The 20,949-nt window shown below is 40.3% G+C and carries 21 protein-coding genes, 1 riboswitch and 1 other annotated feature; of the genes, 17 read left to right on the top strand and 4 right to left on the bottom strand.

Going from position 1 to position 20,949, the window contains the following annotated elements:
* The first annotated feature begins 12 nt into the window (after positions 1 to 12).
* The 14 genes from I6N96_RS00540 (at position 13) to I6N96_RS00475 (ending at position 14,973) form a co-directional block, all read left to right on the top strand.
* On the top strand, positions 13 to 885 hold the full coding sequence (locus tag I6N96_RS00540) for a carbohydrate ABC transporter permease (protein WP_209555551.1): 873 nt from the start codon (positions 13 to 15) through the stop codon (positions 883 to 885).
* A gap of 14 nt (positions 886 to 899) precedes the next feature.
* On the top strand, positions 900 to 1,724 hold the full coding sequence (locus I6N96_RS00535) for a carbohydrate ABC transporter permease (protein ID WP_209555550.1): 825 nt from the start codon (positions 900 to 902) through the stop codon (positions 1,722 to 1,724).
* A gap of 251 nt (positions 1,725 to 1,975) precedes the next feature.
* Positions 1,976 to 4,165: an alpha-galactosidase gene (locus I6N96_RS00530; protein WP_209555549.1), complete on the top strand. Its 2,190-nt coding sequence runs from the start codon at positions 1,976 to 1,978 to the stop codon at positions 4,163 to 4,165.
* A 131-nt stretch (positions 4,166 to 4,296) separates the two neighbouring features.
* Positions 4,297 to 4,502, top strand: a binding site (T-box leader).
* Between the two features lie 60 nt (positions 4,503 to 4,562).
* Positions 4,563 to 6,254 carry an arginine--tRNA ligase gene (gene argS / locus I6N96_RS00525; protein ID WP_209555548.1) on the top strand — a complete coding sequence of 564 codons (1,692 nt, stop codon included), beginning with the start codon at positions 4,563 to 4,565 and terminating at the stop codon, positions 6,252 to 6,254.
* Positions 6,255 to 6,307: 53 nt separating this feature from the next.
* Complete coding sequence (locus I6N96_RS00520) at positions 6,308 to 6,535, top strand: hypothetical protein (protein ID WP_209555547.1); 228 nt, start codon at positions 6,308 to 6,310, stop codon at positions 6,533 to 6,535.
* Positions 6,536 to 7,006: 471 nt separating this feature from the next.
* Positions 7,007 to 7,444, top strand: coding sequence for a CPBP family intramembrane glutamic endopeptidase (locus I6N96_RS00515; RefSeq protein WP_209555546.1), 438 nt, complete (start codon positions 7,007 to 7,009; stop codon positions 7,442 to 7,444).
* A 192-nt stretch (positions 7,445 to 7,636) separates the two neighbouring features.
* Positions 7,637 to 8,164, top strand: coding sequence for a GrpB family protein (locus I6N96_RS00510; RefSeq protein WP_209555545.1), 528 nt, complete (start codon positions 7,637 to 7,639; stop codon positions 8,162 to 8,164).
* A gap of 163 nt (positions 8,165 to 8,327) precedes the next feature.
* Positions 8,328 to 8,831: an HD domain-containing protein gene (locus I6N96_RS00505; protein ID WP_209555544.1), complete on the top strand. Its 504-nt coding sequence runs from the start codon at positions 8,328 to 8,330 to the stop codon at positions 8,829 to 8,831.
* Between the two features lie 176 nt (positions 8,832 to 9,007).
* Positions 9,008 to 9,076: riboswitch (Fluoride riboswitch) on the top strand.
* A 59-nt stretch (positions 9,077 to 9,135) separates the two neighbouring features.
* Entirely contained in the window at positions 9,136 to 10,407 is a 1,272-nt protein-coding gene (locus I6N96_RS00500) for a voltage-gated chloride channel family protein (RefSeq protein WP_209556194.1), read from the top strand.
* A gap of 62 nt (positions 10,408 to 10,469) precedes the next feature.
* The gene (locus I6N96_RS00495) at positions 10,470 to 10,745 is read left to right on the top strand and encodes a UPF0223 family protein (RefSeq protein ID WP_209555543.1); all 276 of its coding nucleotides are present in this window, start codon (positions 10,470 to 10,472) and stop codon (positions 10,743 to 10,745) included.
* Positions 10,746 to 10,750: 5 nt separating this feature from the next.
* Complete coding sequence (locus tag I6N96_RS00490; RefSeq protein ID WP_209555542.1) at positions 10,751 to 11,530, top strand: inositol monophosphatase family protein; 780 nt, start codon at positions 10,751 to 10,753, stop codon at positions 11,528 to 11,530.
* A 248-nt stretch (positions 11,531 to 11,778) separates the two neighbouring features.
* Entirely contained in the window at positions 11,779 to 13,620 is a 1,842-nt protein-coding gene (gene typA, locus I6N96_RS00485; RefSeq protein ID WP_209555541.1) for a translational GTPase TypA, read from the top strand.
* Between the two features lie 187 nt (positions 13,621 to 13,807).
* Positions 13,808 to 14,317, top strand: a complete 510-nt coding sequence (locus tag I6N96_RS00480; protein ID WP_209555540.1) for an SF0329 family protein — start codon at positions 13,808 to 13,810, stop codon at positions 14,315 to 14,317.
* A gap of 158 nt (positions 14,318 to 14,475) precedes the next feature.
* A complete protein-coding gene (locus I6N96_RS00475) occupies positions 14,476 to 14,973 on the top strand; it encodes an SRPBCC domain-containing protein (RefSeq protein WP_209555539.1) in 498 nt (165 codons plus the stop codon).
* Between the two features lie 228 nt (positions 14,974 to 15,201).
* Here the strand turns inward: I6N96_RS00475 and I6N96_RS00470 are convergent, their stop codons facing one another.
* Positions 15,202 to 15,651, bottom strand: a complete 450-nt coding sequence (locus tag I6N96_RS00470; RefSeq protein ID WP_209555538.1) for a threonine/serine exporter family protein — start codon at positions 15,649 to 15,651, stop codon at positions 15,202 to 15,204.
* Positions 15,652 to 15,663: 12 nt separating this feature from the next.
* Entirely contained in the window at positions 15,664 to 16,425 is a 762-nt protein-coding gene (locus I6N96_RS00465; RefSeq protein WP_209555537.1) for a threonine/serine exporter family protein, read from the bottom strand.
* A gap of 440 nt (positions 16,426 to 16,865) precedes the next feature.
* Here I6N96_RS00465 and I6N96_RS00460 point away from each other — a divergent pair, with 440 nt between their 5' ends.
* The 3 genes from I6N96_RS00460 (at position 16,866) to I6N96_RS00450 (ending at position 19,482) form a co-directional block, all read left to right on the top strand.
* Positions 16,866 to 17,054, top strand: coding sequence for a hypothetical protein (locus I6N96_RS00460; protein WP_209555536.1), 189 nt, complete (start codon positions 16,866 to 16,868; stop codon positions 17,052 to 17,054).
* Between the two features lie 245 nt (positions 17,055 to 17,299).
* Positions 17,300 to 18,019 carry a response regulator transcription factor gene (locus I6N96_RS00455; protein WP_209555535.1) on the top strand — a complete coding sequence of 240 codons (720 nt, stop codon included), beginning with the start codon at positions 17,300 to 17,302 and terminating at the stop codon, positions 18,017 to 18,019.
* A complete protein-coding gene (locus tag I6N96_RS00450; protein WP_209555534.1) occupies positions 18,016 to 19,482 on the top strand; it encodes a sensor histidine kinase in 1,467 nt (488 codons plus the stop codon). The genes I6N96_RS00455 and I6N96_RS00450 overlap by 4 nt, the downstream gene beginning before the upstream one ends.
* Before the next feature lie 147 nt (positions 19,483 to 19,629).
* Here I6N96_RS00450 and I6N96_RS00445 read toward each other — a convergent pair whose 3' ends face one another.
* Positions 19,630 to 20,175: a hypothetical protein gene (locus I6N96_RS00445; protein ID WP_209555533.1), complete on the bottom strand. Its 546-nt coding sequence runs from the start codon at positions 20,173 to 20,175 to the stop codon at positions 19,630 to 19,632.
* A gap of 5 nt (positions 20,176 to 20,180) precedes the next feature.
* A complete protein-coding gene (locus tag I6N96_RS00440; protein ID WP_209555532.1) occupies positions 20,181 to 20,882 on the bottom strand; it encodes a hypothetical protein in 702 nt (233 codons plus the stop codon).
* Between the last annotated feature and the right edge of the window lie 67 nt (positions 20,883 to 20,949).

Here is a 20,949-nt window from a genome sequence, read left to right as displayed (position 1 = left end):
GGTAACGATCAAATGAAAAAGAAAGGTGTCCTCGGCCTTGGCTGGGCGTATTCGTTCTTGATCATCCCTATCCTACTGCAGCTGGTATTTTTTTACTTCCCGATGCTGCAAGGGTTCTTTTACAGTTTTACTGATTGGACTGGTCTGACATCAAACTATAATTTTACCGGCTTTGATAACTTCAAAGAAATTCTTACGGACGAGAAGCTGCGCTCTTCTATCTGGTTCACTGTAATTTTTACAGTGGGCTTGATAGTAGGGGAGATCGTGATTGGTATTTTTATTGCCAGATTGCTGAACGGCAAGCTAAAAGCATCCGGATTTTTTCGGACAGTTTACTTCTTTCCAGCAGTCTTGAGTACAGTAACACTGGGATTGATCTTTAAGCAGTTCTTCAACTATGGACTGACTCAGGTTGGGGAGACGTTGAACATTGCGTTCTTACAAGAAAACCTGATTGCCAATGAAAGAACGGCTGTACTAGGTGTGCTGTTTGTTGCCTTGTGGCAAGGGATAGCGATCCCTGTTGTGATCTTCCTCTCAGGGCTGCAAAGTATTCCAAAGGACGTGATGGAAGCAGCGGAGATCGATGGTGCTTCTTCGGGGCAGCGTTTCTGGAACGTGGAAATCCCCTTTCTGCTTCCCTCCATCAGCATGGTTTTTATCCTGGCGTTGAAGAACGGGTTGACTGCCTTCGATTTGGTCTATTCCCTGACAGGCGGCGGACCAAGTGGGAAGACAACTTCTGTTGGTCTGCTTGTGTACAATTATGCATTCAAGAGCAATAAATTTGGTTATGCGAATGCAATTGCTGTTGTTCTGTTTCTTGTGATTGGTCTGATATCTGTTCTGCAAATACGGACCTCACGAAAATTTGAAGTGTAGGGGGAGTAAATATCATGAAAAAACAGTCCACTGTGTTGAAATATATTGGTTTACTGATTGGTCTGGTCCTGATTTTTATCCCGCTGTTTTACACAGTCATCAGTGCCTTTAAGGAAACAAAACAAATCACAAGAGATTTTCTAGGCATGCCGGCACCGTTTATTGGAGAAAATTTTACACGGTTACTTGATGATGGCATTAGTCAGTATTTTCAAAATTCCGTCGTTATCACAGTCGGCTCTGTGGTGCTGATCACTATTTTTGTCCCTATGGCTGCATACTCGATTGCCAGAAATATCTCAAGAAAAAAAGCATTTGGTATTATGTATAGTCTGTTGATTTTAGGGATTTTCGTTCCTTTTCAAGTGATCATGATCCCAATCACCAGCTTGATGAGCAAGATGGGGCTATCTAATATTCCCGGTTTGATTATTCTGTATTTAGCTTATGCGATTCCTCAAACCTTATTCTTGTATGTAGGATTTATCAAAAATACGATTCCGGAAGAAATCGATGAGGCGGCAGAGATCGATGGCGCAGGAAAACTGCGAACATATTTTCAGATTATCTTTCCATTGATGAAGCCGATGCATGCGACGACACTGATTATTAATGCCTTATGGATTTGGAACGATTTCCTGTTGCCGTTGCTGATTCTAAATAAAGACTCATCCAACTGGTCACTGCCATTGTTCCAGTACAATTATTCCGGTCAGTACTTTAACGATTTTGGGCCGTCCTTTGCCTCCTACGTGGTAGGGATCGTTGTGATTTTGATCGTTTATCTAATCTTCCAAAAAAATATCATTTCAGGAATGACCAATGGTTCTGTGAAATAAAACAATTATAATATCGAGTTATGGGACTGGGACATTGAGGGATTGATAAAATGTTCCGGTCCCGACTTTTTCAAAACGACTATATGAATCCTACTAAATACGCGTCGTGCGAAATGTGCTCTTTCTCTCGCATTTACAGCAGATAAAATAGAATTGGGTGTCATATATTTAATAGGCTTTATATGGATAAATGAGTACAAAAGGCTGACTATTTACAGCACAACTGACTCTCGATGAAAGGATCTATACGAATGAAATTAATCACTTATGATGAAAAAGAGCAGATTTTTCATCTATCTAATAATAGAATCAGCTATCTGATTCAGATTGAAGAGGAAAATATTCCGGCACATCTCTATTTTGGCAAAAGGATTCGACGGTACCATCATCATTTTCAGTACCCGAGAACCGATCGTTCTTTTTCCCCTAACCCACCCTTTTCAGAGGAACGACAATTTTCTTTTGATACTGTTATGCAGGAATTTCCGGGAAATCCCGGAGACTACCGAACCCTTTCCTATGAATTGCTTCATGAAACAGGAAGTAGGGTCAGTGATTTTCGTTACTATGACTACACGATCGAAAAGGGCAAGCCGAAGCTTTCAGGGTTGCCGGCAACCTACATCAACGGACAAGAAGAAGCAGAGACGTTGACCATCATACTAAAGGATCAGCTATATGATCTCTATCTGGAGTTATCCTATACGATATTTGCGGATCAGTCTGTAATCACACGATCTAACCGGTTGCGAAATGAATCGGATGAGCAAGTATTTGTTAACAAGCTCGCCAGCCTGACTCTTGATTTTGCCGGCAGGCCGTTGGAGCTGATCCATCTAAACGGCACATGGTCTAAGGAACGAATGATGATGCGTGAAGCGATTACACCGGGAATCAAGCTGTTGGGCAGTACAAGAGGTTCAAGCAGCCATCATCAAAATCCTTTCGCTGCAATCGCTGCCCCTGAAACAACAGAAGATCAGGGCGAAGTCTATGGTTTTTCTCTAGTGTACAGCGGAAATCATCAAACCACTATTGAGCGTGATCCTTATGATCAAGTACGAGTGACAATGGGGATCAATCCCCATCAATTTTCATGGAAGCTGGCACAAGGAGAGCAGTTTCAGTCACCGGAAGCAGTGATGGTCTATTCTGATCAGGGACTTAACGGAATGTCTCAGAGCTTTCATTCTCTGTTTCAGGATCATTTGGTTCGTGGAAACTATCAATACGCACAACGTCCGATTCTAGCAAATAACTGGGAAGCAACTTTTTTTGACTTCGATGAAGAAAAGATTCTGGCGATTGCAAAAGAAGCACGAGATTTAGGTGCTGAGCTGTTCGTATTGGATGATGGGTGGTATGGTCATAGAGATAACGACGATTCCTCATTAGGTGATTGGGTGGAAGACAAGAACAAGCTTCCAAATGGCTTGGCTGGGCTGTCTCGAAAGGTTCATGAAATGGGATTGAAATTCGGATTATGGGTTGAGCCGGAGATGATTTCTGAGGACAGTGAGCTGTTTCGACAGCATCCGGACTGGGCCTTGCAGGTTCCGGGAAGGGGGAAGACGGTTGGCCGTGGTCAATTTGTTTTAGACTTTTCTAGACAAGACGTTCGTGAAAATATTTATCAGCAGCTAAAGAATATTTTTGAAGAGGTTCCACTGGAATATGTGAAATGGGACATGAATCGAAACATGACAGAGGTCTATTCCACATTGTTGGCAGCAGACCAGCAAGGGGAGACTGCCCATCGCTATATGTTGGGTCTTTATGAATTTCTGGAAAGGCTGACCACTGAATTTCCTGCTATTTTATTCGAAAGCTGTTCCGGCGGCGGCGGGCGATTCGATCCGGGAATGTTGTATTATATGCCGCAGGTTTGGGCTAGTGACAATACAGATGCTGTATCCAGAATGCAAATCCAATACGGCACAAGTCTGGTTTATCCGATTTCTTCAATTGGGGCTCACGTGGCAGCAGTGCCGAACCATCAGACTGGACGAATCACCAGCCTTGAGACAAGGGGAAATGTAGCGATGTCCGGTGTGTTTGGGTATGAACTTGATTTGACACATCTTTCTGATGAGGAAAAAGAGCTGATGAAGCAGCAGGTAGCATTTTATAAAGAGCATCGTCAGCTGATTCAATATGGTAGTTATTATCGCTTGAAAAGTCCATTTGAAGGAAATCAGGCATCTTGGCTGTTTGTGGATGAGAAAAAAACAGAAGCATTGGTCTTTTACAGCCGTATCCTGGCAGAAGCATCGACAGCCTTTCATGTGCTGAAGCTGACAGGGCTTGATCCAAACAAAGAGTACATCGTCGAAGGACAAATAATCGGTGGTGACGAGCTGATGCATCTTGGCCTATATATTGATGAGGATATGTGGGGGGATTACGCCAGCAAGCTGATTTATCTAAAGGAAGTCGACTGATTGTAACTGACGAAAAAACAACTGAGGATCAATGAACGTCTGATTGTCTGCTGAAAAGCGAAAAGAAATTCTGGCAGAATCACTAGTCAAACCAGAAATTTTTTGGTATACTTCAAAAAAGACAAGATACTAAATACACACTAACAAAGAGAGTACCATACTTAGATTCATCTTAGCGATTTCGGGTAGGTGGAAGCCGAAAATGATAGAGTAAGGGGAAGCGCACTTTGGTGATGCCTAAATAGGCCGGTCGATCTACCGTTATCAGATTTGAGTAGATCAGTTGGCTAATCAATTGATAAGTAGAGTGGTACCGCGGGAATTTCTCGTCTCTAATCATCGTGTTTTCGATGATTAGGGGCGTTTTTTTTTATCATTATTTTCTAGGAGGACAATCATGAACAATAAGCAAATCGTCGCAGAGGCAATTTTTGCCGTTGTAAAAAATGACTTAGAACTGGAACAAATCGCACAACTGTTGGAAAATCCTAAATCATCCGATCATGGAGATGTCGCATTTCCGACGTTTTCATTGGCGAAGATTTTCCGTAAAGCACCACAGCAGATTGCAGCGGATTTAGCAGAGCAAATCGACCAATCTGCCTTTGAAAAAATCGAAGTAGTCGGACCGTATCTGAACTTCTTTATGAATAAAGAAACAGTCAGTGGTGTTGTGATCAAAGAGATCGTTGAGAAGAAGAACCATTATGGAGAGGCGTCCATCGGGAACAAGCGTAACGTAACAATCGATATGTCTTCTCCGAATATTGCCAAACCGATTTCTATGGGACATTTACGGTCAACAGTGATTGGGAACTCACTTTCATTTATTTTTGAAAAAATTGGCTATCAACCAATAAAGATCAATCATTTAGGTGACTGGGGTACACAATTCGGGAAATTGATCGTCGCTTATAAAAAATGGGGCTCAGAAGATGCGGTTCAGCAGGAACCGATTACTGAACTATTACGTCTGTATGTACAATTCCATGAAGAGGCAGAAGAAACACCTGAATTGGAAGACGAAGCAAGAGCGTGGTTCAAGAAGCTTGAAGAAGGCGACGAAGAATCCATGCAGCTATGGCAATGGTTCAGAGACGAGTCTTTGAAAGAATTCAATAAAATCTATGATATGCTGGAGGTTTCCTTCGACTCATTCAATGGCGAAGCTTTCTTTAACGATAAGATGGATGAAGTGATCACACTTCTGGAAGAGAAACACTTATTGAAAGAAGATAAGGGGGCAGAGATTGTTGATTTATCTGCTTATGACCTGAATCCTGCCTTGATCCGTAAATCAGATGGAGCAACACTTTATATCACTAGAGATTTAGCTGCAGCTCTTTACCGGAAAAAAACATATAACTTTGCGCAATCTTTGTATGCTGTAGGGAATGAACAAACAATTCACTTCAGACAGTTGAAGGCTGTACTGAAGGAACTTGGCTTTGACTGGTCGGATGACATGCACCATATTCCGTTCGGATTGATTACTCAAGGGGGTAAGAAGCTTTCAACTCGTAAAGGGAAAATCGTATTGCTGGAGGAAGTATTGAATGAAGCTGTTCAATCAGCTGAGCAGCAAATCGTTGAAAAGAATCCTACGCTTGAAAACCGTGAAGAGGTTGCCAAACAGGTTGGGATCGGTGCTGTTATTTTCCATGATTTGAAGAATGACCGGTTGAATAATTTTGACTTTGTCTTAGATGAAGTTGTTCGTTTTGAAGGTGAGACAGGCCCTTATGTTCAATATACTCATGCACGTGCAATGAGTATTCTGAAAAAAGGCAACTTTACACCTAGCGAAGGGGCAGAGTATAGCTTAGACGATAAAGAAAGCTGGGAAATTGTTAAGATGCTGCAAAAATTCCCTGAGACTGTACTGCAGGCAGCAGAAAAATATGAGCCATCTGTGATTGCCAAGCATGCTATTCAGTTAGCGCAAGCCTTCAACAAATATTATGCCCATGTGAAAATCCTTGTTGATGATGAGAAGAAGGAATCACGTCTGGCATTGGTTTATGCATTAACAGTTGTACTGAAGGAAGATCTACGTCTTCTTGGACTGCATGCACCAGATGAAATGTAAACGACCAATAGCCGTTGCAATAACAATATAAAGAGTGATGTGGAGGAAACAGTATGAATGCAGGACAATCAAAATTCAATGATTTTATGCTGGAGCGTTCTAAGCCTGAGCACTTTGAAGCAATGAAGCTATTGCTGGCGGATGCGTTTGACAAAGCTGCTGCAGGACAACAAACACCTGAGTTTTTTGCTGAGTTTAATCAAAAGGTTTTTTCGTATTTGAAGCCTGAAGCGATTGAAGAAGTAAAACAAGCAATGGCACATTTTCAATCACAGAAATAAAAGCTCGTAAATTTATTGAATCAAACAAGTGTGGAGCAGATCGTTGTCCCACACTTGTTTAGCTTTGATTAGGGCAGTAGAAGCAGAGCTTCGCAGACAGAAGGAACCTGTCCTTTGCATTCGAGAGTGGAAACAGAAAAATTATTTGCTGCAATGAATCAATAGTAAAATAGAGGGGGGAATGTATTGCTCTTTTTTATCCTAACATTTGGATTTTCATTTTTTGTATCAATGCTTCTTTTGCTAATCAAAGACGCTCCACAAATCGTTTGGTTTTTACTTTTGGGGCTAAGTACTGCGGCTCCTTCAATCACTGCGATTTTTCTGATTTACTTGAAGAAGGGTTCCCTCTTAAACTATTTGAAGCAAAAATACATTAAGAATATATCAGTAAAATATATCCTTATTGGATGTCTAATTCCAGTGCTGTGTATGGCTTTGATTTCTCTATTTGTTAATCGAGAGGTTAGATTGAGCGATTTGTCATTTCACAGTTTTATTATTATTTTGTGGGCGCTATTTGCAGAAGAGCTGGGTTGGCGTGGTTACTTACAGGATTATTTATTGAAGAAGACAAAGGAACAGCTTGTCCCTCTTATTACTGGAACTGTGTGGGCACTTTGGCATGTAAATTTTTATATGCTGGGAACAATGGAAATTCCGTTTCTCATTTTTTTCATTGGCTGTATAGTAGATAGCCATATCTATTTTTCTTTAACAAAAAAGTCCAAAGGAAATGTTCTACCAGCGTCATTTCTACACTTTTCTTATAATCTTTCCATCACACTCTTTTTGATTAATCCTAGTAAAAACAATGGCAGTTTGACTCCTTATATCTTTACAATCTTGCTTTTTCTTTTTATAGCACTTTTCCTAAAATATAGTGAAAAGCAAACACAAACCACTTGAGCGATTTCTATATTTATTCAGTAAAATTCATTTTGACGTGCTAAATAGCTCAAAGAAAAATATCCTAAAGAAGAGCTAAAAGCATTTGCTAAGAATGTTCTTAAGAGATAGGTGTTGAAGCTTGTTACAGTCCGTTGTCTACCAATCAAACCATGATACATTGTAATAATTGATTTTTTTAGGAGGGGTAAAATGGTTCGAAAAATTGAAGTGGTTCCTTATGATCAAAGCTGGCCGATTAAATTTGAAGAAGAAAAAGCATCCCTGATAGACGCTCTTCCAAAGGAGCTAGTTGTTAATGTTCTACATATTGGCAGTACTTCTGTTCCAAGACTCGCAGCGAAGCCGATCATTGATATCGCATTGGTTGTCAGAAATATCGAGGCGTTAGACAGCTATCAGGATGAGATGCTGACGCTTGGGTATGAAAGCTGGGGAGAGTATGGACTTCCGGGACGCAGGTATTTTCCAAAGGGGGGTGATGTGCGTACCCATCAAATCCATGCCTATCAATTTGACAGCCTGTATGAACTTGGCCGTCATGTTACGTTTAGAGACTATTTGCGTGTACATCCTAAAGTAGCTGAGGCGTATGGAAGGATAAAACTACAGGCAGCAGCCGCTCATCCGACAGACATCGACGGTTATATGGATGATAAGGACGAGTTTGTGAAAAAGGTAGAAAAAGAAGCGTTGCTTTGGCTTTGGAAGGATAAATAATCTTTGTTTTAAAATTGGTATGATTGTTTCTGTCAAGGTGTTTGATTACAAATATTAAGCTTTGTTTACGTCATGCGAAAAATCTAGAATTTTCAGAAGAAGGATGCTATAATTTTCACAAGCTTGAAGCTTAACTACTTATAAAAAGGTGGCACCCATATCTATGACAGAAAAATGGACTGAAGATAAAGAATATATGTCTTATGTAGAAGATTTATTGGCAACTGAGGAAGTGCAACGGTTAGGGAATTATATTCAACATATGAATTCAACACGTCTAGAACATTCCATCAGTGTTTCTTACAACAGTTACAAGCTGGCAAAAAAATGGAATGGTGATGCACGCGCTACAGCTAGAGCAGGTCTTTTACATGACTTGTTTTATTATGACTGGCGTACAACAAAGTTTGATGAAGGATCTCATGCGTATATGCATCCGAGAATCGCTGTGAAAAATGCAGAGAAGCTGACTGAGCTGTCTGACTTGGAACGGGACATCATCATCAAGCATATGTGGGGAGCTACGATTGCTCCGCCAAAATACAAAGAAAGCTATATCGTAACAATGGTTGATAAGTATTGTGCCATTAAAGAAGCATCAATGCCGATATTAGCTACAGTAAGAGGCAAATGGGCGCATCGCTTCGGCAGAGAACCAGTACAATAAGAATACACATGATCAGCGCAGAACCCCTCTTCTGTGCTGATTTTTTGTATCTATCTGAACTTTTTCTTTGGAATTACAACGGGTGAAACATGAAGCTAAAACTGCTGAACGCTCTTCCACAAGAGTTTTTAATTGTCTAACTTCCCTCTTTATGCTAAATTATATTCAGTTAAATAGTCTATGATGGCGATGGTGTTCGCCGATAAATGTTTATTTTTAAATAAATTGATGACGCCTACCAAACAAGGGAGATTTCTCTCGTTTGGTAGGCGTTTTCATTTGTTCAATAGAGGAGAGAAAAATGATGAAGAAAAACAGACAGAAAATATTTTTGACAGGAATCTATATGGTGAAATGGCTGTTGATTGCCTTGATCATCGGCGCAATCATGGGGTCGTTGTCTGCGTTCTTTCTGAGCAGTTTAACATGGGTTTCAGCTTACCGAGAGACACATCGCTGGCTGCTGTTTCTGTTGCCGGTCAGCGGTGGTATTTTTGCTTATCTATACACTTATCATGGAAGAAACGCAGCAAGAGGAAATAATTTGATTATCAGTCAGGCGAATGGCGGGGAGGAAGATATCCCTCTACGGTTGATTCCGCTGACCTTGTTTGGAACAATCACTACGCATCTATTTGGCGGCTCAGTCGGTCGTGAAGGGACAGCTGTGCAAATGGGGGGAGCGGTAGCAGATGCGCTTAGAAGAGTGTTTAGACTCTCTGGTTACGAACGGGAAATCATCCTTATAGCGGGAATCAGTGCCGGCTTTAGTTCGGTCTTCGGTACTCCCTTGGCAGGAACGATTTTTGGTCTTGAGGTCCTTGCGTTAGGTAAACTTCGATCAGAAGCAATTTTTCCAAGTTTCTTTGCGGCTTTTTTTGCAAATCTTATCACTGAGATGTACGGTATCACTCATATTCATTATGCAATGGGCGTTATTCCTGACTGGTCTGTTTTGCTGTTTCTCAAGCTATTTTTGGCAGGAATCTGTTTTGGATTGATAGGCTGGGTTTTTAGTCGCTCGATTGTTTTCCTAAAAAAGACTTACAGTAACTGGGTTTCAAATCCTGTACTCCGCAATTTTCTTGGTGGTGCAGTAGTGGTAGCAGCAGCTCTACTTCTAGGGACACAACGTTACCTTGGCTTGAGTCTGCCTTTACTATCAGATGCTTTTTCAGGAAAAGCGAATCCTTTTGATTTTGTCGGTAAACTGTTCTTTACGATTCTTTCATTGGGTGCTGGGTATCAGGGTGGAGAAGTAACGCCATTGTTTGAAATTGGCGCGACACTAGGAAGTACACTTGCTCCGATACTTCATCTTTCGATTCCATTTTTAGCAGGTCTAGGCTTTATTGGTGTCTTTTCAGGTGCAACGAATACACCAATTGCCTGTTTTATTATGGGCGTTGAGCTTTTTGGTAGTCAGTCGGCTGTCTTTCTTTTGATGATTTGCATTATTAGTTATATGTGTTCAGGAAACAGCGGTATCTATTCAGCTCAGGAAACAGAGCTTGAGAAGGGCAGAGTGTCCTTGCCGCTTTATGAAAGCTGGAAAAACAAACGAATAGACAGATAATCTAGTTGAATGCTTTCAGGGCTATGCTACTTATGCTACACTGAAATAGATGAGGTGAAAAGATGAAAGAATATCAATATCCATTGGATTTGGATTGGACCACAGAAGAGATGGTCGTTGTAACAAATCTTTGGTCTGCCTTGGAGCAGGCAAATGAGTCGGGAATACAAACAGCAGACTTTCTTGACGCGTATAAAAAATTTAAGCAGGTAGTAAAAAGTATTGGCGAAGAAAAACGTTTGGGGAATGAATTTGAGAAGGCTTCTGGGTATTCCTTATATCGAACAGTTCAGGAAGCAAAAAAACGGGAAACCGGCAAACTGAAAATAGGAGGATAGGATTCATGCAGATCGTAAATGTTGAAGAAGTTAAAAATTGGCTGAATGAAGCAGGAGAATTTATTAAAACGAGCTTAAGTGATACGTTGGAAATTAAAGAGAAATCAAATCGAACAGATTTAGTGACGAATATCGATGAAGAAACACAGCAGCTCTTGATTCAAAAAATCCAGCGGGTCTATCCTGATGATAAGATATTGGGCGAAGAAACCGGCTATAACACAATTGACTCGATGGACGGGCGTGTATGGATCATTGACCCCATCGACGGCACGATGAACTTTGTAATGGAGCAGGAAAATTTCTGCATCATGCTGGCAGTTTTTGAAGATGGAGTCGGCAAGCTTGGCTTTATCTATGATGTCATGCGGGATGAATTATATTGGGGTGGAAAAGAAGCGGGCGTTTTCAGAAATGAAGAGGAGATCTCGGCACCTCAGCCTTCCAAACTTAGTGAAGGCTTGTTGGGCTTCAATGCGTATATGTTTGGTGAAAATATTCATGGTTCAAAGGACATTGCCAATGCCAGCATGGGCATTCGTGTCAGCGGCTGTGCCGGACTGGAAATGATTGCTTTGTTAAAAGGAAATCATATCGGCTATGTTTCGAATCTGGCTCCTTGGGATTATGCTCCGGGAATGGCACTGATCGAAGCCTTTGGATTCCATGCAACAACTCTTAAGGGAGAAAAGTTGTCTTTTGATGAGCGAGAATATTTTGTTGCAGCTCAACCGGAAGTGCATCAGGAAATTGTTGAAATGTTCAAGAAGAACAGCAGCTTTTAGAATAAAATCAGTCGTTATCCACAAGAAATCAGCAAGTATATAATTCCTGTAAAAGAATGAGTCGATTCGTTGTTTATATTAAGGACAAAGGTCGCTTTTCATGCAAAGAATCTTTTACAGAATTTATATAGTCTAAAGTTTTCATGGTTTCTGAAAACTTTAGACTATATTTCATGAAAAAAATTTGTTATAATAAACAGTCGGATTTAGATGAACAGGCACAGTAAGCAATGGATAAGGAGCAAACAATGGTAAATTATAGAAATGATATCCGTAACGTCGCAATTATTGCCCACGTTGACCACGGAAAAACAACCCTAGTAGATGAATTACTGAAACAATCAGATACATTAGATGGACACACGCAATTACAGGAACGCGCGATGGACTCCAATGCAATTGAGAAAGAGCGTGGAATCACGATCTTAGCTAAGAACACAGCTGTTGATTATCAAGGAACAAGAGTCAACATCATGGATACACCTGGACACGCGGACTTCGGTGGAGAAGTAGAGCGTATCATGAAAATGGTTGATGGTGTATTACTAGTAGTTGATGCCTATGAAGGAACAATGCCGCAAACACGTTTTGTATTGAAAAAAGCATTGGAACAGCATTTGACACCAATCGTAGTAGTAAACAAGATCGACAAGCCTTCGGCACGTCCCGAGCATGTAGTAGATGAAGTACTTGAATTGTTTATCGAATTGGGTGCAGACGAAGATCAGCTGGAATTCCCAGTTATCTATACTTCTGCAATCAACGGTACCTCAAGCTTGTCGGATGATCCTGCAAATCAGGAAAAAACAATGAGCCCGATTTTTGATACAATTATTGAACATATCCCTGCTCCCGTTGATAATAGCGATGAGCCATTGCAATTCCAAGTTTCGTTGCTTGATTATAATGACTATGTTGGACGTATCGGTATCGGTCGTGTCTTCCGTGGATCTGTAAAAGTTGGTGATCAGGTTGCATTGATGAAACTTGACGGCAGTGTGAAGAAATTCCGTGTGACGAAATTGTTTGGTTTCTTTGGTCTTCAACGTCTTGAAATCCAAGAAGCAAAAGCAGGCGATTTGATCGCTGTTTCCGGTATGGAAGATATCTTTGTTGGGGAAACAGTAACACCAGTTGATCATCAAGATGGACTACCAATCCTGCATATTGACGAACCAACGTTGCAAATGACATTCCTTGTGAACAACTCTCCGTTCGCCGGAAGAGAAGGGAAATTCGTTACATCTAGAAAAATTGAAGAACGTTTGATGTCTCAATTACAAACAGATGTATCTTTACGTGTTGATCCTACTGACTCTCCCGATGCTTGGACTGTTTCAGGTCGTGGTGAGCTTCACTTGTCTATTCTGATTGAGAATATGCGTCGTGAAGGATATGAGCTGCAAGTTTCTCGTCCGGAAGTTATCGAACGTGAAATCGAAGGCGTGAAATGCGAGCCGTTTGAACGTGTTCAAATTGATACACCTGAAGAATACATGGGAAGCATCATCGAATCATTAAGCCAACGTAAAGGTGAAATGCAAGATATGATCCATACTGGAAATGGACAGATTCGTCTGATTTTCCTTGCACCTGCACGTGGTTTGATCGGCTATACAACTGAGTTCCTTTCTATGACTAGAGGATATGGAATCATGCACCACACCTTCGATCAATATCTGCCAATGATTCAAGGAACAATTGGCGGACGTCACCAGGGCGCGTTGGTTTCTATTGATACTGGTAAAGCAACAACTTACAGTATCATGAGTATTGAAGAGCGTGGAACCGTGTTTGTTGAGCCGGGTACTGAAGTATATGAAGGTATGATCATCGGTGAAAATAACCGTGATAATGACTTAACGGTGAATATTACGAAGGCGAAACAAATGACTAACGTACGTTCAGCCAATAAGGACCAAACGTCTGTTATCAAGAGACCTAAGCTGTTGACTTTGGAAGAATCTTTAGAATTCTTGAACGAAGATGAATATTGTGAGGTAACTCCTGAAAGTATCCGTCTGCGTAAACAGATCTTGAATAAAAACGAACGTGAAAAAGCTTCTAAGAAAAAGAAAAAAGCAGATTAATCAGAACTGAATAAGTATAAGCAGTACATGTGGGCGTATTCCACTGTGCTGCTTTTTTTGTCAAAAATTAGGAAATGTAACTACTTCTTGTCATGAATGAAAAAATTCTACATGTTGTCGGGTATTCATCTTTAAAATGAATAAGTATATACTAAGTAGAGAGCAATCAAATTTATTGGAGGTGCCAATGGCTACTTGGAGCGGGATAAGAAATAAATTAGAAAAAGAGTATTTAGCGGAAAACTTGCGGGGGCATATCCACTATTATGCGACCTCTTACAGTAAAAGCCCTGATCATAACGGACGGGCGGCCATTAGATATGATGGGAAAGAAATAATAAAGGGATGTTATTGGGATACATGGTTAAACACAAAATCTTTTTCAAGAGAGAATGATTCTGTAACCTCTGAATCAGCTTATGTGGATGATACAGTGAGCTTAGGAGCATTTGACCAGCAGAGTTTTTATGCAGCTTTTGCTGAATTTGATAATCAAAGTATTGAAACCAGCTTAGAAAGTAATGATCCTTTAGTAAGAGTCTTTGCAGTGTTGGACAGACGAGTAGGGAAAAGGAAATTGAAGAATATGCAGGATAATATTTTAAATGAGCCAGCAGCTTTTCAAGCGTTCTATGCCATACGAGTAAAGGCAGAAAACATTGGCTCCTTTCAATTTACAGCGCTGAATGATGATTGAGTAACTGCTGCAGCAAAATTAGATAGATTGAATATTGAATCAAGTATTACTAAGGGATCATGGGAAATATTCTATCTCTATTGAGCTGGTGAGCTTCTTTATACCACGAAGTATAAAAGAGTGTGCTATGATGGGGATGTAAAAAGGGGGAGAAGGATATGAAATTATACCATCAGGAGGGAAACATTTGTTTTCAGACAGAGCTGGTAATACAAGCGGATGTTTCTGAAGTCTGGAAGCTGTTGACAACGACTGAAGGATTAGCGAAATGGTTCCCTGAATTAAAAGCGGAGCATCTTGCTTCAGATAATATGCTGACCTTTGAGGCCGATGGATTTAAAGCGGAGATGGCTGTTTTGGTATATGAGGAACAGGAGCATCTCAAGCTGATGTGGGATTCCGGAGAAGTGAGCTTTCGCTTAAAGGAAGTACATCCGGGAGAAACAAGTCTGGCATTTTTGGAACGGCTGCCGCTAAGCTTTCCTAATCTCTATCAGGATCTGGCAGGATGGCATTATGAGCTGAAAAGACTGAAGGGCGCAGCAGAAAAGCATGAAGTGAGTTTTACCGCCGAATGTATCAAGAAAAAAGCTGAAGAAATGAAACAGTTGATGGCGGAACAAAAGCAGCTGAGTGAAGAGAAAGAAAAACTATAGATTTAAAAATAGAGAAAAGAGGCTGAGACAGAAGTGTTTAGCTACAAGCAATAAGCCGGAATTCACGAAAATTGTTTCACAAATTTTTGTTGAATTCCGGCTTATTGTCGTAGGAGCTACTTCTGACTCGCCGTTTATTCGGATTTAGGGTATGGAAAAGAGTGGCAACAGATTATTGTCCCACTCTCTTTTTTATTTTTCGTATAAAATGCTGGTCAATCAAGTATTTTAAGTCTGTCGACTCTTCTTTGCGGCCATCCGTTTTAACAGCCGTTCCACCATATTGGTAACCATGAACCCTGCAGCAATCGATCCCGCTGTCATGATTACAATCATCATGCTATGAAGCCCTGAGATGTAGTTATCTAAGACAAAGCTTCTGACAGCCTGATAAGCAGGTCCGCCGGGAACTAAGGGAACCAGACTAGGGATATTGAAGATAATCGTCGGCATTTTCTTTTTTCTAGAGAAGTAAATACTGAGTAGACCGATACAAAGGGAGCTGAAGAAGTTGGCAAAGGCATCACCGGCTTCCAGCTCTCTGGTAAATATGAAAATCAGCCATCCTGTAGCACCAGTAAGTCCGCAGACATTAAGCGCCTTTCTGGGAATATTGGTAATGACTCCAAAGGCGACAGTACCCATATAGCTGAATAAAAACTGTAAAAGAATGTTCATGTATTATTCTCCCTACAAAAATAAGATAAAAACCATTGCGATACCTATACCGATCGAACCGGCAACAAATAAGGCTTCCGTTACCCTTGCCATCCCGCTGATCAGATGTCCGGCTAAAATATCCCGAAAGGCATTGGTAATTGCAACACCTGGAACAAGGGGCATAACAGAGCCGATAATGATGTTATCGATATTACTAGCCAGCTGAAGACTGACTAACAAATAAGCGGACAGACCGATGACGACAGATGCGACAAAATCATCCATAAACTTCATCTTTAAATATTTTTTGATTAAATAAGAGACAGTAAAGCCCAACATCCCTACAAAAAAAGCAGCAGCGAAATCCTGCATTGAAAGACTGAAGATATACATCAATGTACAGCTGACGATCCCGGCAGAAAATATTTGCAGCGGAATTGGAAAACTTGGTGTTTCGACGTCCACTTTTTTTAGTTTTTGATGAAGCTCCAGCAAGCTCAGTTCTTGCTGTTCATACTGTCTGGAGAGATGATTAACGGCAGCTACCTTTTCTAAATTCATGCGACGTTCCGTTACATTTTCCAGCTGAGTGTAAGGCATTGAGCGCAAGCCTATAAATATGCCTGTCACAGTAACGTGGGTCACGCTGTCGGGATGCCCGGCATTAGCAGCAATACGATTCATTGTGTCCTCCGTTCGATAAACCTCGGAACCATTTTCCATCATGATCCTTCCGGCAGTCAAACAAATATCAAATAAAAGCTGTATTTCTTTTTCTATAGTTTTTTCCATAATTACCTCTGGTAGTTGTGATAGATAACAAAATCAGTTTACCATTTTTCGTGAAAGAGTGAAACTAGGGCGTATCTGAAAATGCTTGAGGTATTCGAAATTTTCAAGAATTTTGGTGGAAAGCTAGATACATCCGATTAAAGAAATACCAACTGCAGCTAATTCCTTTATTATGCACTTTAGGCAAAGGTCGCTTCTCATATATCAAAGCTTTGATTTATGACAGAAAGAAAACACAGCTTATGTGGTATACAAGCAAGTATGTATGGCAATGTGTTCCCCAGAAAATTTGCTGCTAGCATGTTAAGATACTTCCTAAAGAAGAGCAATTTTTATCCATGAGACTTTTTTAATTTAATTGGTGATTTACTTGAATCTACTTGATTTTTATTTAGAAAAGTCCTATGCTTGACGTAGCAAATCAAAGGGGTCTTTTGGACATGGATAAACAATGGTCATTGTATTCAGCAAGTAGTTTGATTGTACTGGTGTTACTCAGGAGGGCTCTTCTCCAAGAGCATTTCTTTTTGAGCGTATTACTTGGTGCAGTACTGCTGTTGCAGATGACAGGTGGAGCAATCTGTTTCTATCAAAACCGGAAGAAGAAAAAAATCCCGACTTCTAAATAGGAGTTGGCTTTTTTTATGTCTGAAAATCATGTCTATTGATGAATAAATAGCAAACCTTTCTTGAAGAAAGATAGAATTTATTGGAGCCGCGGGTTTTTTAGAGTATACTTATAGATGAATACGACTAAATAAAAAAACAAGGAAAAGGCGCTCTATTTTTTGTGCAGAGGGGAATCAATAGTTCCCATGCAGCGAATTATTTAGTGAGTATATAATTACTGTTGGTAAAGGAATGAGGAACGATTATGAACGTATTAATGATAGAAGATAATGAATCAGTTTCAGAAATGATGCAGATGTTTTTCCTGAATGAAGGTTGGGAAGCTGTATTCGAGTATGACGGAAAAAAAGGGTTGGATACCTTTATGGAGAATCCTGAAAAATGGGATATGATCACGCTGGATTTGAACTTGCCGTCAATGGATGGGATGACCGTTTGTCGGGAGATCCGTAAGGTATCCCACTCGGTGCCGATCATCATGCTGACAGCGAGAGATTCGGAAAGCGATCAGGTAATTGGTCTGGAAATGGGGGCAGATGATTATGTAACGAAGCCCTTTAGTCCGTTAACCTTGATTGCACGAATGAAGGCTCTCCACAGACGTTCTGAGCTGGTGGAGCACGTAGGTGAAGGAGATCAGTCAGATGAAACCTTTGACGTTGTGACGCAGCATTTCAAAATGAATACGAAAACCAGAGAGGCTTACTTGGATGATCAGCTGATTGAAGGGCTGACACCTAAAGAATTCGATCTACTTTATACGCTGGCAAAGAAACCACGTCAGGTTTTCTCCAGAGAACAGCTATTGGAGATGGTTTGGGATTATCAATACTTTGGTGATGAGCGAACAGTTGATGCTCATATTAAAAAGCTGAGACAAAAAATCGAAAAAGTGGGTCCACAGGTAATCCAAACAGTTTGGGGAGTCGGTTACAAATTTGATGACTCCGGTGTTTCTTCATGAAATACTTGTATCAACAGCTGTTAGCTTTTTGGGGAATCATTATTTTGATCATCATCATTATCGGAACGTCATTTACACAATTGACGAAAACGACGATGCAGGAAGATAATTATGAGCGATTGTACGGCTATGCAGAGGAAGCACTGCGGGCAAAGGCTTATTTCAACGAGTCTTTACCGACAGAGCAGATGAGAGTCAATGCAGCTTTTCAATTGACAGAGGATATTCTAAGAAATCAGAATGTGCAGTTTGTTTACTTTGATGTGAACATGGAGCGCCAGTTCCCTCAAGTAACGGATGAGCCGCTAGATTTTTCTATTTCGAAAGAAGAATTTAAGACACTGTCGAAGGGGGAGCGCGTCTATAAAACGATTGATAAGGATTTGTATGGGAATAAACAAGCAACCTCCTACGTATTGTCGCCAGTGATGCTGACAGTATCTTACAATAACTCAGAAAGTCAAAATCTTGTTGGCTACCTTGTAGTAACTCAGCCAGCTAAAAATGTGTCGGACAGTGTTGCTCAGGTAACGTCAAATCTGTTTAAGGGCTTCTTGATTTCCAGTGTTGTAGCATTGTTTGTCAGCTATGGTCTGGCTGCGTTTCAGGTGAAGCGGATCAATCGAATGCGTAAAGCAACGAGGGAAATCACTAGCGGAAACTTTGATATCAAGCTGGATGTTCACGATAAAGATGAGTTCGATGACTTAGCTGAAGACTTCAATAAAATGGCCGAGTCACTAGCGGAATCGCAGCTGGAAATCGAACGGCAGGAAGAGCGACGCAGGCAGTTTATGGCGGATGCTTCCCATGAAATGCGTACACCGCTGACAACGATCAACGGATTACTTGAAGGTTTGGAGTACGACGCAATCCCTGAAAATCAAAAAGCGAATGCACTTAAATTGATGCAAAATGAAACAGCACGTCTGATTCGTCTGGTGAATGAAAATCTGGATTACGAAAAGATACGAACCGATCAAATCAGTATCGTAGTGAAGAAATTTGACGCTGTTGAAGCGATTAAAAGCATCTTCACACAATTAAGCAAAAAGGCTGAAGCAGCAGGAGATACTCTTCATTTAGAGACTGAGGACTCTGTAGAAGTATTTGCTGATTATGACCGTTTTGTACAGATCATTGTTAACATTCTTCAAAATGCCATTCAATTTACCAAGGACGGCGAGATACGTGTTCAGGTAGAAAAAGGGTATCTGGAAACAATCGTTAAGATATCCGATACTGGTATCGGGATGAGTGAAGAACAGCTGGTCAATATATGGGATCGCTATTATAAAGCAGATCCATCAAGAAAAAATACTAAATATGGAGAATCAGGGTTGGGACTGCCGATTGTTGAGCAGCTAGTTCGCCTTCATAAAGGGAAAGTTTCTGTGGAAAGTGAACTTGGTAAAGGAACGACATTTACCATCACCTTCCCGGATATCGAGATAGAAGAATAAGAAGATACCTGAGGCTAGTAATTATAAGCCTCAGGTATTTTTCTCCATGAAAAGACACAAAAAGACTTTAGAAGCCTTCTGCAGCTGCAGGAGTTCTAAAGTCTTTTTCTTTATATCTTATGTTAATCTGAAAAGATGTTCTATTACTTACGCGACAATCGTTTCATCTATATACGGGCTGTCAGCGATTTTTTGATCATCTGTGATTAGCCAGAATGAAATAGATGTCTTGGTTGCCAATTCCTTTAATAAGGGAAACAGACACTGCTTTTCATATACAGACAGCTTGGAAAAGTCATTTGCTAAAATAATCTTCTTCTTATCTGCTAAAATAAGCTGCAGCAATTGAAGCTTTACTTGCTGAAAGGTTGATAGATTGTCAAAGGAATCTGAAAAAATACTCATTGGCAATTCAAGAAGAACTGCCCATTCCTTTAACACGGATTTTCGCTGACGATCTTTAATGGAGCTGCAAATGAAGAGATTGTCAGTCAATGAAAAGGATGGAAAGAAAGCAGAGTCGTCTAATAAAAAACCAATTTCCTTTATTTGGTTTTGCTGAAGCGCTGCTTCAATGAAATCTGGTAATTCCGTTACTATCTGTTCTTTGTCCTTAAGAACTGCAAAAACTTTATGTTCATCCGGTTGAGAAAACTGCTGGATGAATGTTTGATAATGTTCGATCGTTTTCAAGCTAATCACTTCCTAAAAGAAACTTTTGATTTGCAAAGAGCACATCCGGTAAAGAAGGCTGAAACACAAAGACTGATACCAATCAGCACCGCACTGTTTCTATTGAATTTGCCGAAGATATCAACTAATGAAAGTCGCTGTATATCGAATGAGAACAACCCAGATGCCTGATAAACTGAATCCGTTGTAGAGGTAGGGAGGTTCTCGGCAATGATGATCGAGCTAGTAGCCATTGGGTGTTCTACTTCAGCAAAGGAATGAATGTGGAACAACGCAGACTCATACATATTTTGAAAAATAACTAGAAATGAACTGACGATAAGAGTAGCAGCCAGTGCGATAATCAATACTTCCAGCAGGACCTGTTTCAAAATATATACTTTGGAAAAGCCAAGCAGTCGCCATTTTTGCACAAGTGCTTTTCTTTTGTTGCCCTCAACAAAGAATCCAATACTGATGAACAAGCCAAATAAAATGATACTACCTATGTACGTTGATGAATAAATAGAGTTCCAGCTTTGATACGAAAGAAGCGCTGAGTCGTTTGAACCGCTGGCTACTAACTTATTGATCCAATATTTATTAAGATCGATTAGATTAAGAACAGTATTTATTATCAATAGAAATACAGAAAATATGATTGTTGTGACGATTGTAAATTTTTTGTAGTAATATAGATCAGCAAAAGCATAATGAAGGCTTTTCAATATTTTTCACCTCTTTGATTACCTGTACTAAAAGTATAAAAAAAGAATATGAATTAATTATGAAGAA

Source organism: Enterococcus larvae (genome assembly GCF_017830045.1).
Lineage (GTDB): Bacteria > Bacillota > Bacilli > Lactobacillales > Enterococcaceae > Enterococcus_L > Enterococcus_L larvae.
This window is presented reverse-complemented; position numbering and strand designations above follow the sequence as displayed.

Excerpts from the sequence above, each read along its gene's own strand:
- I6N96_RS00505 (WP_209555544.1), top strand. The coding sequence starts at position 8,328 with ATGACAGAAAAATGGACTGAAGATAAAGAATATATGTCTTATGTAGAA.
- I6N96_RS00470 (WP_209555538.1), bottom strand. The coding sequence starts at position 15,651 with ATGAACATTCTTTTACAGTTTTTATTCAGCTATATGGGTACTGTCGCC.
- I6N96_RS00460 (WP_209555536.1), top strand. The coding sequence starts at position 16,866 with ATGGATAAACAATGGTCATTGTATTCAGCAAGTAGTTTGATTGTACTG.
- typA (WP_209555541.1), top strand. The coding sequence starts at position 11,779 with ATGGTAAATTATAGAAATGATATCCGTAACGTCGCAATTATTGCCCAC.
- I6N96_RS00540 (WP_209555551.1), top strand. The coding sequence starts at position 13 with ATGAAAAAGAAAGGTGTCCTCGGCCTTGGCTGGGCGTATTCGTTCTTG.
- I6N96_RS00475 (WP_209555539.1), top strand. The coding sequence starts at position 14,476 with ATGAAATTATACCATCAGGAGGGAAACATTTGTTTTCAGACAGAGCTG.
- I6N96_RS00465 (WP_209555537.1), bottom strand. The coding sequence starts at position 16,425 with ATGGAAAAAACTATAGAAAAAGAAATACAGCTTTTATTTGATATTTGT.
- I6N96_RS00455 (WP_209555535.1), top strand. The coding sequence starts at position 17,300 with ATGAACGTATTAATGATAGAAGATAATGAATCAGTTTCAGAAATGATG.
- I6N96_RS00480 (WP_209555540.1), top strand. The coding sequence starts at position 13,808 with ATGGCTACTTGGAGCGGGATAAGAAATAAATTAGAAAAAGAGTATTTA.
- I6N96_RS00510 (WP_209555545.1), top strand. The coding sequence starts at position 7,637 with ATGGTTCGAAAAATTGAAGTGGTTCCTTATGATCAAAGCTGGCCGATT.
- I6N96_RS00520 (WP_209555547.1), top strand. The coding sequence starts at position 6,308 with ATGAATGCAGGACAATCAAAATTCAATGATTTTATGCTGGAGCGTTCT.
- I6N96_RS00490 (WP_209555542.1), top strand. The coding sequence starts at position 10,751 with ATGCAGATCGTAAATGTTGAAGAAGTTAAAAATTGGCTGAATGAAGCA.
- I6N96_RS00495 (WP_209555543.1), top strand. The coding sequence starts at position 10,470 with ATGAAAGAATATCAATATCCATTGGATTTGGATTGGACCACAGAAGAG.
- I6N96_RS00530 (WP_209555549.1), top strand. The coding sequence starts at position 1,976 with ATGAAATTAATCACTTATGATGAAAAAGAGCAGATTTTTCATCTATCT.
- I6N96_RS00450 (WP_209555534.1), top strand. The coding sequence starts at position 18,016 with ATGAAATACTTGTATCAACAGCTGTTAGCTTTTTGGGGAATCATTATT.
- I6N96_RS00535 (WP_209555550.1), top strand. The coding sequence starts at position 900 with ATGAAAAAACAGTCCACTGTGTTGAAATATATTGGTTTACTGATTGGT.
- argS (WP_209555548.1), top strand. The coding sequence starts at position 4,563 with ATGAACAATAAGCAAATCGTCGCAGAGGCAATTTTTGCCGTTGTAAAA.
- I6N96_RS00500 (WP_209556194.1), top strand. The coding sequence starts at position 9,136 with ATGAAGAAAAACAGACAGAAAATATTTTTGACAGGAATCTATATGGTG.